The following is a 13,762-nucleotide window of genomic DNA, read 5'->3' on the forward strand; positions in this document are numbered from 1 at the left end:
GTCTTCGCGGGAATGCTGTCTCGCTGGCCGCTAGATAAAATTCACGCCCCTTTGAACACGGGCTTTCTTTTCTCGAGTATCGCATCAATCGCTTCCTGATGATCATCAGCCTGCTGCAACACGCCCTGGAACAGGGCCGCTTGGTCGAGATTTTCCTTCAGCGTCACGCTCTGCGCGGTCCGCACCAGTTCTTTGGTCTTGCGGATGGCCTGCGGCGGTAGCCCGACGACCATTTCGGCCAGTTCATAGGCGCGCTCGAGCAGTTTTTCATTTGCGACTACTTCCGACACCAGGCCGTAATCCAGCGCCTTGGCGGCATCGATAAATTCGCCGGTGAACAGCATCTGGTTGGCCCGTGCCTGTCCGATAATCCGCGGTAGCAACCATGCGCCGCCATCGCCCGGAATGAGGCCGACCCTCAGGAAACTCTCGGCAAATATCGCGTCTTCGCCGGCAATGCGAATGTCGCACATCGTGCTCAGGTCATTGCCCGCGCCGATCGCATGGCCATTGACCGCCGCGATCACCGGAACGGAAATTTGCGAGAAAACCAGTGGAATGCGCTGGATACCGGTCTTGTACCAGTTCTCGATTTCCAGCGGAGTCATTTTCTGCTCGGCGGTCATCGCCTTGATCTCGTGCAGATTGCCGCCGGAGGAGAAGCTCTTGCCATTGGCGGCGAGCACGACGCAGCTGACGCCGGCATCGGCATCGGCCTTGTTGATCGCATTGACTATCGCCTCGCACAGATCCGTTGACAGTGCGTTGCGCGTTTCCGGCTTGTTCAGCGTGATTGTAACGATGCGGTCATTTTTCTCGTAGAGAATGACGTCAGACATCAAAAATTCCTTTTCCCAGCGTTTCTTTTCTTATGGTCTTTTCTTATGCCCCTGTCATTGCAGGGGACAACGGATTCTGCAAGACTCGCTCCGATCAAATCGCTAAATGGAGGTCAATGATCCCGCAGAATGATCCCGATACTAGCGATAATGCTGCCGGCTTCACCCTGGTGGAATTGATGGTCGTGCTGCTGATCATCGGGCTGATGGCGTCGGTCGTCGTCTTTTCCTTCCCGACCGGCAGCAGTGATCTCGAAGAAGATGCCCAGCGCTTTGCGGCGCGCACGGCGGCGCTGCGCGACAATGCGATATTGCAATCGCGGCCGATGGCGGTGCAGGTTACGCCCTCCGGCTATAGTTTTCTCGAACGGCGCAAGGGCAGCTGGTCGGTGATCGAGGACAAACCGTTCGTGTCGACCAGCTGGTCCAGCGGCGTCAGCGCGGCCACCGGCGAGACCGGACCGATGATGATCAGCTTTGAAAGCACGGGCCTGCCCAGCGAACAGGCCGAGCTTGTCTTGCAGCGCGAAGATCAGAGCAGGCGGGTCCTGATTGCTCCAATGGGCGACGTGAAACTGGCCGGATCGGCACCATGAGAAAGTCTGGCGAGCGCGGCTTTACCCTGATCGAAATGCTGGTCGCGCTGTCGGTCTTCAGCCTCGCCGCTCTGGCGCTGATCCGGCTGCAGGCCTTTACCACCCATAATGCCGCCGAACTGGAGCTGCGCGTTGTCGCGCAATCGGTGGTCCGCAACCGCGCGGTCGAAATTCTCACCGACCCGCGCCCGCCGAGCCTTGGCGACAGCAGCGGCGAGGAACAAAATGGCGGCCGCGACTGGATCTGGACGCAAAGCGCGCGAATCGCAGATGACGAGCGATTCGTGCAAGTCGATATCACCGCGCGGGAAAAGATCAGCGGTGCCCCGGCGTCGCTGACGATATTGCGGCCAGCCGGAGAGTTGCGCGCGGTCGAGCCGCCGCCACCGGCTGACGAGTAGCGTCCAACCATCTCCCCTGTTTCTCTAGCGGAACACCACTGTCCGGTTGCCGTTGAGCAATATCCGGTGTTCGCCGGCCCATTTGACTGCCTTGGCCAGAACCTGTGCCTCGATATCGCGGCCGATCCGGATCATTTCCTCGACACTGGCGCGATGGTCGACCCGTTCTACCGCTTGCTCGATGATCGGACCTTCGTCGAGTTCGGCGCTGACGAAATGGGCGGTGGCGCCGATCAGCTTGACGCCGCGCGCATGGGCCCGGTGATAGGGTTTGGCGCCCTTGAACCCGGGCAGGAAGCTGTGATGGATATTGATGCAGCGGCCAGCCAGTCTGGCGCTGAGGTCATCGGACAAGATCTGCATATAGCGCGCCAGGATCAGATAATCGGCCTGTCCCTGCTCCATCACATCCAATATCGCCTGTTCCTGTTCGGCGCGATTGTCGTCGGTCGCGGGGAAATGGTGGAAGGCGACGCCGTGCCATTCAGTCAGGTCGCGCAGGCTTTCATGATTGCTGACCACGCCGACAATATTCGCCGGTAGCCCGCCAGTCTTCCAGCGGTGCAGCAAGTCGTTAAGACAATGGCTGCCCTTTGACACCGCGATCACCATATTCGGCTTCACCGCGCCGCTGACCAGGGTCCATTCGAGCGCATATTGCTTGCCGATCACCGAAAATTTCTCGGTCAGCATATCAAGGCTGGCCGGGAATTTCGCGCCCGCGCCCTTGAACTCGACTCGCATGAAAAAGCGGTCCTGATCGAGATCGGCATATTGCTGGCTGTCGAGAATGAAGCCCTCATGCTCCGCCAGAAATCCGGCAACAGCGGCAACCAGACCGACCCGGTCATCGGCAGTGAGGGTAAGAATATAGTTGTCGGTCATATGGATATCGCCTTTTCGGGCCCCAATTGGCCCAAAGTGGAGAATTTTAAAAGGGGGATTTACCCTTGTGCTGAGGTCTGCAGCGATTAGAAGCCGTGAGACTTTATACAGATCTGGATATCGCGATGAGCAAACTCGAAGACGCATTAGAAAATTTTGACTCGGATGACCTGCCGGAAGACGAGGAATCGATGCTCGAGTGGTGGGATTTTGACGACGCCGACGAGATGGTCGCTGCCGTCGCCGGAGACATCCAGTTCATAATCGAAAGCGCTCTTGATGCGCGCGGCGATGCCCTGCTCGCCTTGCCCGTCAGTGACGAAGCGATGCCGGTGCTTGAGGCGCTGGCCGAAAAACAGATCAAGTGGAAACATGTCACGATCATCCCGACCGATGATCTGCTGATACCGCTCGACGATCCGCGCAGCCACGTCAAGAAACTGGCGCAATTGTTCCTGACCCGCGGTGCGCGGGTGCTGCCACTGGCACCGGATCACGAGGATTATCATATGGCCGGCGCCGCTGCCGATGCGCGGCTGCGCGATACCAAATGGCCTGCGGATCTGGTCTGGCTCGGCATGGGTGAAGGCGGTAGCACCGCCGGGATCATGGAAAGCGCAGATATGGAAGAGGCGCTTGACGGCCCTCCGGAAAAACTGGTGGTTGGCCTGCTTCCCGATGATGGTGACACGCCGCTGGTCACGCTGACCAAGGCAGCGATTTGTGAAGCGCGGACCGTGATCGTCCTGCTCAAGGGTGCGGCGAACCAGACCGTGCTCGAATCGGAAATCGAACAGGGTGCGACCAGCATGGCGCCAATCGGCCGCATATTCGCCGATTTAGCCGTGCCGGTGGACATTTATGTAGAAAATTAGGGGCAGTTGCTGCTTTCTATCGCCAATCGGTGTGACTATCGATTGATTTAACTGCACGATTAAACCAAGGTGCTGCCATTGCGAATCGCCCGGACGGGTGATCGATCAATTGGAGAGCGCCAACCTATGCATCCCTATCTGCACGCCCGGGAAAATCCCGACAAGCCCGCCGTCATCATGGCCGGATCCGGAGAAGTCATCACTTATGGTGAACTCGACAAGCGCTCCAACCAGATAGCCCAGCTTTATCGGTCCCGCGGTCTGCAGGTTGGCGATACGGTTGCGATCTGCATGGAAAACCATCCGCAATTCTTCCCGGTGACATGGGGATCGCAGCGCTCCGGCCTGATCCAGGTTGCCATTTCCAGCCGCCTCACCGCCGACGAGGTCAGCTATATTCTGAAGGATTCCGGCGCGAAGATGCTGATCGGTTCGAAGCAGATGCTGCCGGTTCTCGATCAGGTAAAGGCTCTCAACCCCGAAATCAGCCAGCTGGTGTTCGGTGCCGAAGACGAGCGCAATATGGAGACGGCGCTGGCATCCATGCCGGTCACCGCCATTGCCGATGAACGGGCTGGCATCGACATGCTCTATTCGTCGGGCACTACCGGCACGCCCAAGGGCATAAGGCTGCCGCTGCCAGAAGACGAAAATATTGCCGGGCGCAACGCCCTTGGCGCGCTGGCCGAGATGATTTTCGGCCTGCACAAGGATTGCGTCTATCTGTCTCCCGCGCCGCTCTATCATGCGGCCCCGTTGCGCTGGAACCTTGCGGTGCAGGCGATGGGTGGCACGAGTATTGTCATGGAAAAATTCGATCCCGAACAGGCTTTGCGGCTGATTGAAAAATATCGCTGCGATGCCGGGCAGTTTGTTCCGACCCATTTTGTCCGGATGCTGAAATTGCCGGAAGAAATTCGCGCCAAATATGACGTGTCCTCGATCAAGAGCGCGATTCACGCTGCTGCCCCGGTTCCGGTTCCGATCAAGGAAGCGATGATCAAATGGTGGGGGCCGGTGCTCAACGAATATTATGCCGGCACCGAAGGCAACGGCTTCGTCTTCTGCAACAGCGAAGGCTGGCTGGCGCACAAGGGTTCGGTCGGACAGCCGATCAATTGCGTGGTCCATATTTGCGACGAAAATGGCGATGATGTGCCGGTAGGTGAAGAAGGCCAGATTTATTTCGAAGGCGGTGCGAAGTTTGAATATCATAATGACCCAGAGAAAACCAAGGGCGCAACCCATGCCCAGGGCTGGACCTCGCTCGGCGATGTCGGGAAACTGGACGAGGACGGCTTTCTCTATCTGACCGATCGCAAGAGTTTCATGATCATTTCCGGCGGCGTGAACATCTATCCGCAGGAAATCGAAAATCTGCTGGTCAGCCATCATAAGGTTGCCGATGCCGCCGTCATCGGCGCACCGGACGAGGATATGGGCGAGAAGGTCGTCGCGGTCGTGCAGCCGATGGATATGGCGGAAGCGGGAGATGATCTGGCACAGGAGCTGGAAGCCTATCTTCGCCAGTCGCTCTCCGGCGTTAAAATTCCCCGCAAGATTGATTTTCGCAGCGAATTGCCACGCCATGCTACCGGCAAGCTCTACAAGAGGCTGTTGCGCGACGAATATTGGGGCAAGCAGGAAAGCGGGATCGTGTGATGGCAACGCAGACAGAAGCAGTCTTGAGCGGCGAAGATGCGCTGGCGATCGTCGATCCGGCCAATTATGTCGACTGGGACAGTCTGCTCGACCGGTTTGACAAGCTCCGTAGCGAGACGCCGGTTGTCCGCGTGGTCAATGACGAGGTCCATGATCCGTTCTGGCTGGTCACAAGCTACGACGATGTCATGCGGATCAGCAAGGACAACAAGCTGTTCCTCAACAGTCCGCGCAGCACCACGTTCAGCGATAAAAAGAGCGGCGTCTTCGTCAAATCGATCACCGGCGGCGATCCCAATCTGGTCCGTTCGCTGGTCGCTCTTGATGCGCCCACCCACCCGAAATATCGCCGGCTGACGCAAGACTGGTTCATGCCGAAAAATCTCGGCAAGATGGAAGACGAGATCAGGGCGCTGGCCAAAGTCACGGTCGACCGGCTGGTCGATGCAGGCGGCGAGGCCGATTTTGTGCCTCTGGTTTCCGCGCCTTATCCGCTCCACGTGGTGATGCAGATATTGGGAGTGCCGGAAGCGGACGAGCAGCGCATGCTGTTTCTCACCCAGCAGATGTTCGGCGGACAGGATGAGGATCTCAACAAGTCCGGCATGGCCAATATGACGCCGGAGCAGATCATGCAGCTGGTGGTCGGCGCTGTCGCCGACTTCGAAGCCTATTTTGCCAAGCTGACCGCAGAAAAACGCGCCAATCCGACCGATGACGTCGCAAGCGTGATCGCGAACGCAAAAGTCGACGGCGAGCATCTCAGCGACCGCGACATGGCGGGCTATTATATCATTCTCGCGGCTGCCGGTCACGACACGACCTCGGCCTCGACGGCAGGGGCGATGATGGCGCTGGCTCAGGATCCCGAGCAATTCGCGCGGCTCAAGGCCGACCGCGATCTGTTGCCCGGGATTGTCGAGGAAGCGATCCGCTGGACGACTCCGGTGCAGCATTTCATGCGCACCGCTGCCGAAGACACCGAACTGGGCGGACAGAAAATCGCCAAGGATGACTGGCTGATGATCAGCTATATCGCTGCCAATCACGACGAGAGCGTGTTTCCCGATCCACGCAAATTCGACGCGAGCCGCTCGCCCAACCGGCATCTGTCTTTTGGCGCCGGCGCGCATCAATGTCTCGGGCTGCATATGGCGCGACTGGAAATGCGGATATTGTTCAACGAACTGCTCGACCGGATCGAGACGCTGGAATTGGCAGGAGAGCCGAAGCGCGCCAAATCCACCTTTGTCGGCGGGCTGAAAACCCTGCCGATACGATATAGTTTATCAAAATGAATGGCGCTTGCGCCCTTGTAATGCAGTATAAGCGACTCAAATAGAACGGAACGGCAGACGCCAAAGGAGAGCGAGATGGTTACCCAATATAAGAATTTGATCAACGGCGAGATGGTCGGCACGACGGACATGCTGGACGTCGTCAATCCGGCGAATGAAGAAGTAATCGGTCAGGTGCCCGCGTGCGGCGAAGCCGAACTCAATCAGGCTGTTGCCGCTGCGCGCGCTGCGTTCAAGACCTGGTCGAAAAAGCCGATCGACGACCGCCGCAAGGTGGTTCAGGCGATTGCCGCTGTGATCAACGAGAATAATGACGAACTGTTCCGCTTGCTCACCGCCGAGCAGGGCAAACCCCATGCGCAGGCGCAAGGCGAAATCATGGGCGCGGCCTATATGGCCGGTTCGCAGGCTACGCTGGATATGGATGACGAGATCAACGAGGATACGGCAGAGCGCCTGAGCCGCACCCGCCGCGTTCCGGTCGGTGTTGTCGCCGGTATCGTGCCGTGGAACTTCCCGGTGATGATGGCGGTGCAGAAAATTGCCCCCGCTCTCCTGTCCGGTTGCACGATTGTGCTCAAGCCATCGCCGTTCACACCATTGACGACATTGCGTCTTGCCGAACTGATCAAGGATGTAGCCCCTCCGGGCGTCGTCAATATCATCACCGGTGAAGACAGCCTCGGCCCATTGATGACCTCGCACCCCGATATCGACAAGATCACCTTCACCGGCTCGACCGCGACCGGCAAGAAGATCATGGAAGGCGCTTCCAAGGATCTCAAGCGGATCACGCTGGAACTGGGCGGCAATGACGCCTCGATCGTTCTGCCCGACGCCAATGTCGAAAAGGTTGCCGAGCAATTGTTCTGGTCGAGCTTCACCAACGCCGGCCAGATCTGTGTCGCTGCGAAACGCATCTATATCCACGAGGATATTTATGACGAGCTGAGCGCAGCCATCGCGGCATTTGCCAAGAATGTGAAAGTCGGCGACGGCGCGCAACAGGGCACTGCGGTCGGCCCGATCCAGAACAAGAAGCAATATGAGCGGGTGCTGGAACTGATCCAGGACGCCAAGGATAATGACTATAAATTCCTGGTCGGCGGTGATGCGCTGGATGACAGCATTCCGGGCTATTATGTGCCGATCACGATCCTCGACAACCCGCCGGAAAATGCGCGGATTGTTGCCGAGGAACAATTTGGTCCGGTCATGCCGCTGATGAAATTCAGCACCACCGAGGAAGCGATCGCTCGCGCCAATGACAGCGAATATGGTCTGGCCGGCGCGGTATGGACCGCCAATCCCGATGAAGGCGTTCGGGTTGCCGAACAGCTTGAAACCGGTACCGTCTGGGTCAATGAATTCCTCCACCTTTCGCCTTTCGCTCCCTTTGGCGGACATAAACAGTCCGGCTTCGGCGCGGAATATGGCAAGGAAGGCCTGCTCGAATTCACCTATTCGCAGGTGATCACGGTCAAGAAAGACAATGTACCCGCCTGATCCGGCAGATATATGAATTGGAAAAGCCGATTATCACTATTGTGATGATCGGCTTTTTCATTTGACGCTAGGCTTTCCGAGGTTTAATCGGGCGGTTAAATTCAACCGCCAACCCATATTGAAGGAACAATAAATGGCTGAAGCTTATATCGTCGACGTAGTCCGTACCGCTGGAGGCCGCCGTGGTGGTCGTCTGGCCGGTGTCCATCCGGTGGATCTGGGTGCTGCGACGCTGAATGCCATTGCCGACCGCAATGATTTTGATACCAGTGCCATTGAAGATGTGATCACCGGCTGCGTCATGCAGGGCGGCGAGCAAAGCGGCGATGTTGGCCGCAACGCGGTTCTGGCATCCAAATTGCCCGACAGCATCCCTTCGGTTTCGATCGATCGCCAGTGCGGTTCTTCGCAACAGTCGATCCACTTCGCGGCGCAGGGCATCATGTCCGGTACCCAGGATATGGTTCTGGCGCACGGCATTGAAAGCATGACCCGCGTTCCAATGGGCTCGACCTTCAAACTGTTCAAAGACGCCGGCCTCGGCACCAACATGTCGGAAGGACTGCAGGCAGCCTATCCCGGAATCCAGTTCAGCCAGTTCATGGGCGCCGAAATGATGGTAAAGAAGCATGGCTTCACCCGTGATGATCTCGACGAGTTCGCTCTGGAAAGCCACCACAAGGCGATCAAGGCCGTTGAATCCGGTGCATTCGATAAAGAAATTATCGCGATCGATATCGAAACCGCCGAAGGCAAAGAGCAGCATAAGGTCGACGAAGGCATTCGCTTTGACGCTACAAAGGAAAGCATCGGCGCCGTGAAGCTGCTGCAAGAAGGAGGCTCCATTACCGCCGCCAACGCCAGCCAGATTTGTGATGGCTCGGCAGCCGTGCTGCTTTGTTCGGAACAGGCGCTGAAAGATCATGGCCTGACCCCGCGTGCTCGGATCGTGAACCTGACGGTAACCGCCGGTGACCCGGTGATCATGCTTGAAGAACCACTGTTCGCAACCGACCGCGCTCTGCAGCGTGCCGGCATGAAGATGAGCGATATTGATCTTTATGAAGTGAACGAAGCCTTCGCTCCCGTTCCATTGGCATGGCTGAAGCATGTCGGTGCGGATCGCAGCAAGCTCAACGTCAACGGCGGTGCAATTGCTTTGGGCCACCCGCTCGGCGCGTCGGGCAGCAAATTGATGGCAACCCTGCTCAATGCTATGGAAGCTCGTGGATCGAAATATGGTCTGCAAACCATGTGCGAAGGCGGTGGCCAGGCGAACGTCACGATCATCGAGCGCCTCGGTTAATCAACATATTACGCCATGCTGAACTCGGTTCAGCATGGCGGCCATTCGAAGAAAGACAAGAATATGGAACTCAATAGCAACATTTCAGCCGTCATTACCGGTGGCGCTTCCGGCCTCGGCGCGGCTACCGCCCGCCGTCTCGCTGCCAAAGGCGTCAAGGTCGCCTTGTTCGACCTCAACGAAGAAAAAGGCGAAGCGCTGGCCGCTGAACTCGGCGGCGTTTTCTGCAAGGTCAACGTCACCGAAGACGACAGCGTCGACGCCGGCTTTGAAAAAGCACGCGCCGCCAATGGCCAGGAACGCATCCTGGTCAACTGTGCCGGTATCGGCAACGCGATCAAGACCGTCAGCCGCTCCAAGGAAGACGGCTCGATCAAGCATTTCCCGCTCGATGCCTTCAACTTCATCATTCAGGTGAACCTGGTCGGTACCTTCCGCTGCATCGCCAAATCGGCGGCCGGTATGCTGACGCTTGATCCACTCGCCGACGGCGATCGTGGAGCAATGGTCAACACCGCTTCGGTGGCTGCTGAAGATGGCCAGATCGGCCAGGCGGCTTATTCCGCTTCCAAGGGCGGCGTTGTCGGTATGACATTGCCAATCGCGCGCGATCTTTCCCGTGAAGGCATTCGCGTCAACACCATCCTGCCCGGCATATTCGATACGCCGCTGCTCGCTGGTGCACCGCAAAATGTCCGTGATGCTCTGGGCGCGATGGTTCCGCATCCTCCGCGGCTGGGTCAGCCCGACGAATATGCGGCGCTCGCCATGTGCATGATCGAGACGCAATATTTCAACGGCGAAGATGTCCGTCTCGACGGCGGCATCCGGATGGCACCGCGCTAGACAACGAAAATCAGGGGGCTGCGAGAAACTCGCGGCCCTTTTTGTATCTGATGGAGAAGTTCATGACCGACTACACGCAGATCCTCTATGACGTCGCCGACAATATCGCGACGATCACGATCAACCGGCCGGAAAAGATGAACGCCTTCACCGGTACGATGATCCGGGAAATGACCGACGCCTTTGATCGCATCGATGCCGATGACGATGTGCGGGCGGTGGTGGTTACCGGATCCGGCGACCGTGCTTTTTGCGCCGGGGCCGATCTGACTCCCGAAGACGGCAAGAAACCCTTCGCCAGCGACGATCCGGTGGAAGATTATTCCGATCCGCGCGTCCGCGATGGCGGTGGTCTGTTGATCCTGCGTATCTATCAGTGCCTGAAACCGGTGATCGGCGCCATCAATGGCGTTGCCGTCGGCGTTGGCGCAACCATGTTGCTGCCGATGGATATGCGGCTGGCCAGCGAGACCGCGCGCTTCGGCTTTGTCTTTGCCCGTCGCGGCATTGCCCCCGATGGCGCTGCCAGCTGGTTCCTGCCCAATCTGGTCGGACGAGCTCAGGCGCTGGAATGGTGTCTGACCGGCCGGGTCTTTGACGCGCAGGAAGCGCTCAAGGGCGGTCTTGTCCGTTCGCTGCACAAACCGGAAGAATTGCTGCCCGCCGCTTATGCTCTGGCGCGCGAGATTGTCGACAATACGGCGCCGGTATCGATCGCCGTGACGCGGCAGATGCTCTGGCAATTGCCCGCCGCGGCGCATCCGATGGAAGCGCATAAAGTCGATAGCCGGATCATCTATAATCGCGCCAAATCTGCCGATGCGAAAGAGGGTATCGCGAGCTTTCTGGAGAAGCGCAGTCCGGACTATCCGGATAAAGTGTCCCGTGACTTACCAGACAGCTTCCCATGGTGGGAAGAACCTGTTTATAAGTGACCGAAATGTGACATTGTGCGTTGAGGGGAAGATGAATGACCGTCGAAAAATTGGTGGCCAAGGCGAATGAAGCGGGCGCTCGGGACAAGCTGATCGAGACCGCAAGCCATATCATGCGTGATGGCGATACGATTGATATTTCCTTCAGCGAGCTGTCGGTCCTGTCCGGGCTCAACAGCGCGCTCGTCAAATATTATTTCGGCAACAAGGATGGCCTGCTCGAAGCGATTCTGGAACGGGACATGGACAATATTCTGGTTCAGGTCGGTTTGCTGATCGAAAAGGACTGGCCCCCGGAAGACAAGCTGCGTCACCATATCGGCGCGGTGATCGATACCTATCATGAATTTCCCTATCTCAACCGTCTGACCATGCGGCTGATTCGCGAATTGCCGCCGGAAGGCGCGCGCAAAATCGCGGACAAATATCTGAAGCCACTGTCCGGGGCCTATAAGATTTTTATCGGTGAAGGCATAAAGTCCGGCGTATTTCGCACGGTCGATCCCGATCTCTTTTATTCTGCGGTGACCGGCGCGGCAGACCGTTTCTTCACCGGCAAGCTGGTCTGGAAATATTGCTATGGCCGCGACGATTTCGACGAGCGGATGCGCGATGCCTATCGCGAGCAGACGGTTGATCTGATCATGGCCGGTATTTTGAAACACTGAATTGCTATCGGGGAGCGGGCTGATGAAATTGGTATCGACACTGGCTGGAACCGCGCTTGCGCTTGCTCTAGCGACACCCGCCGTGGCCCATGGCGTTCACGATCATGATGGAAAGGCCGCGCCATCTTATGGCACGCTGACCCCGATGGACGAGTTGACGAAAGCATTCGGCTGGGACTTCGACAAGGCGGAAATCAAGACCCAGAAAATCGCCGACGGCTTTTATGTCCTGTTCGGGCTGGGTGGCAATATTGCGGTGTCGGTCGGCGAGGACGGCACGCTGATCGTTGATGACCAGTCGCCAATGCTGATGCCGAAGATCAAGGCCGCGCTGAAGGAAATCGGCAGCGACGACGTCGATTTCGTGATCAACACCCACTGGCATTTCGATCATGCCGACGGCAATCTGGCTTTGGGCAAGGAAGGCAGCTGGATCGTTTCGCAGTCGAACAGCCGCGACAAGATGCAGCACGACAATATCGTCAATTTTGGTCCGTTTGCGGCCGAGCAAAAAGCCTATCCCAAACATGCCCTGTCAGATATTACTTTTGACACGACCATGCAGTTTCACATCAACGATCAGAAGATCGACCTGCTGCATGTCGGTCCCGCTCATACAACCGGCGATGCAGCGGTTATATTCCGCGGTGTCAACGCGGTCCATCTTGGCGATGTCTTCAACAACGCGGGCTATCCCTTCATCGACTCCGACAATGGCGGCGACCTGGCGGGGATGATCGCTTTCTGTCAGGCGGTCCATGACGCAATCGACGACAAGACCAAAGTCATTCCCGGCCATGGCCCGGTCACGGACCGCGCAAAGCTGGCGCGCTATATCGAAGTGCTGACCATCATCCAAGGCCGCGTGCAGGCACTGATCGACGATGGCAAAAGCCTTACGGAAATCATGGCCGCGAAACCAACGGCGGAATTTGATGCCGAGTTTCAGACTGACGAGCTGATGCTCTCAAGCTTCCTCAGTCGCGCTTACGCGAGTCTGACCCGCTAGAAGCGGTCTTTACTCCGCCGCTTCTTCTTTCGGTTCCAGCTTGTCCTGCGTGCGCAATTCGAAATCGCTCGCATCGTGACGTTCGCGTAGCTGGCCTTCGAGTTCACCCCATGCGCGGTTGACCATCTTGCCACGCTGCACGGCAGGACGCTCGCCGATCATGTCGGTCCAGCGGTTCATATTCTTGTAGGAAGCAGTGTCGAGAAATTCCGAGGCTTCATAGACGACATTTTTGACCAGCGCGCCATACCAGGGCCAGATCGCCATATCGGCGATGCTATATTCGTCGCCGGCCATATATTCATTGTCGGCAAGATGGCGGTCGAGCACGTCGAGCTGGCGTTTGACCTCCATGGCAAAGCGGTCGATGCAATATTCGATCTTCACCGGGGCATAGGCATAGAAATGGCCAAAGCCGCCACCGAGATAGGGGGCGCTGCCCATTTGCCAGAACAGCCAGTTGAGCGCTTCGGTGCGCTTATGGTGATCGCTGGGGAGGAATGCGCCAAATTTCTCGGCGAGATAGAGCAGCATAGAGCCCGATTCGAACAGGCGCGTCGGTTTGTCGGTGCTGTGGTCCATCAGCGCCGGGATCTTGCTGTTCGGATTGATGTCGACAAAGCCGCTGCCGAACTGGTCGCCTTCGCCGATATTGATGAAATAGGCGTCATATTCCGCGCCCTTGTGGCCGAGAGCGAGAAGCTCCTCGAGCATGACGGTGACCTTCACGCCATTGGGCGTTGCCATGGAATAGAGCTGCAACGGGTGCTTGCCGACCGGAAGCTCGACTTCCTTGGTCGGGCCGGCGATCGGGCGGTTGATATTGGCGAAGCGGCCGCCATTGGCCTTGTCCCATTTCCAGACTTTCGGGGGCGTGTAATCGGGGAGGTTGTCGGTCATGGGATCATTCCTTTTTGGATTGGCCTTTGTTGCTCT

The 13,762-nt window shown here is 57.6% G+C and carries 14 protein-coding genes; 11 read left to right on the forward strand and 3 right to left on the reverse strand.

Features of this window, described 5'->3' with window-relative positions; genetic code table 11:
• Positions 1-41 precede the first annotated feature (41 nt).
• Entirely contained in the window at positions 42-839 is a 798-nt protein-coding gene (locus AAC060_RS02580; protein ID WP_339822607.1) for an enoyl-CoA hydratase-related protein, read from the reverse strand.
• 116 nt (positions 840-955) lie between these two features.
• On the opposite strand from AAC060_RS02580, the gene gspH reads away from it, so the two are divergent.
• A complete protein-coding gene (gene gspH / locus AAC060_RS02585; protein WP_339822609.1) occupies positions 956-1,435 on the forward strand; it encodes a type II secretion system minor pseudopilin GspH in 480 nt (159 codons plus the stop codon).
• Positions 1,432-1,836: a type II secretion system minor pseudopilin GspI gene (gene gspI / locus AAC060_RS02590; RefSeq protein ID WP_339822611.1), complete on the forward strand. Its 405-nt coding sequence runs from the start codon at positions 1,432-1,434 to the stop codon at positions 1,834-1,836. Before gspH ends, gspI begins: the two co-directional genes overlap by 4 nt.
• Before the next feature lie 24 nt (positions 1,837-1,860).
• On the opposite strand, the gene purU is transcribed toward gspI, so the two are convergent.
• Entirely contained in the window at positions 1,861-2,721 is an 861-nt protein-coding gene (purU, locus tag AAC060_RS02595) for a formyltetrahydrofolate deformylase (RefSeq protein WP_339822613.1), read from the reverse strand.
• 125 nt (positions 2,722-2,846) lie between these two features.
• On the opposite strand from purU, the gene AAC060_RS02600 reads away from it, so the two are divergent.
• The 9 genes from AAC060_RS02600 (at position 2,847) to AAC060_RS02640 (ending at position 12,826) form a co-directional block, all read left to right on the forward strand.
• Positions 2,847-3,596, forward strand: a complete 750-nt coding sequence (locus AAC060_RS02600) for a 6-phosphogluconolactonase (protein WP_339822615.1) — start codon at positions 2,847-2,849, stop codon at positions 3,594-3,596.
• 126 nt (positions 3,597-3,722) lie between these two features.
• A complete protein-coding gene (locus AAC060_RS02605) occupies positions 3,723-5,258 on the forward strand; it encodes an acyl-CoA synthetase (protein ID WP_339822617.1) in 1,536 nt (511 codons plus the stop codon).
• The gene (locus tag AAC060_RS02610; RefSeq protein ID WP_339822619.1) at positions 5,258-6,556 is read left to right on the forward strand and encodes a cytochrome P450; all 1,299 of its coding nucleotides are present in this window, start codon (positions 5,258-5,260) and stop codon (positions 6,554-6,556) included. Before AAC060_RS02605 ends, AAC060_RS02610 begins: the two co-directional genes overlap by 1 nt.
• A gap of 75 nt (positions 6,557-6,631) precedes the next feature.
• Positions 6,632-8,062 carry an aldehyde dehydrogenase family protein gene (locus AAC060_RS02615; protein ID WP_339822621.1) on the forward strand — a complete coding sequence of 477 codons (1,431 nt, stop codon included), beginning with the start codon at positions 6,632-6,634 and terminating at the stop codon, positions 8,060-8,062.
• Positions 8,063-8,195: 133 nt separating this feature from the next.
• Positions 8,196-9,368, forward strand: coding sequence for an acetyl-CoA C-acetyltransferase (locus AAC060_RS02620; RefSeq protein WP_339822623.1), 1,173 nt, complete (start codon positions 8,196-8,198; stop codon positions 9,366-9,368).
• Between the two features lie 63 nt (positions 9,369-9,431).
• Positions 9,432-10,214 (forward strand): SDR family NAD(P)-dependent oxidoreductase, encoded by a 783-nt coding sequence (locus AAC060_RS02625; RefSeq protein ID WP_339823779.1) that lies wholly within the window; start codon positions 9,432-9,434, stop codon positions 10,212-10,214.
• A 62-nt stretch (positions 10,215-10,276) separates the two neighbouring features.
• Positions 10,277-11,149 carry a crotonase/enoyl-CoA hydratase family protein gene (locus AAC060_RS02630; RefSeq protein ID WP_339822625.1) on the forward strand — a complete coding sequence of 291 codons (873 nt, stop codon included), beginning with the start codon at positions 10,277-10,279 and terminating at the stop codon, positions 11,147-11,149.
• Between the two features lie 35 nt (positions 11,150-11,184).
• Complete coding sequence (locus AAC060_RS02635; protein ID WP_339822627.1) at positions 11,185-11,817, forward strand: TetR family transcriptional regulator; 633 nt, start codon at positions 11,185-11,187, stop codon at positions 11,815-11,817.
• A 22-nt stretch (positions 11,818-11,839) separates the two neighbouring features.
• Complete coding sequence (locus tag AAC060_RS02640) at positions 11,840-12,826, forward strand: MBL fold metallo-hydrolase (RefSeq protein WP_339822629.1); 987 nt, start codon at positions 11,840-11,842, stop codon at positions 12,824-12,826.
• A 9-nt stretch (positions 12,827-12,835) separates the two neighbouring features.
• On the opposite strand, the gene yghU is transcribed toward AAC060_RS02640, so the two are convergent.
• Positions 12,836-13,726: a glutathione-dependent disulfide-bond oxidoreductase gene (gene yghU, locus AAC060_RS02645; RefSeq protein ID WP_339822630.1), complete on the reverse strand. Its 891-nt coding sequence runs from the start codon at positions 13,724-13,726 to the stop codon at positions 12,836-12,838.
• Positions 13,727-13,762: the final 36 nt, after the last annotated feature.

Origin of the sequence: uncultured Parasphingorhabdus sp. (genome assembly GCF_963975555.1) — a bacterium.
GTDB lineage: Bacteria > Pseudomonadota > Alphaproteobacteria > Sphingomonadales > Sphingomonadaceae > Parasphingorhabdus.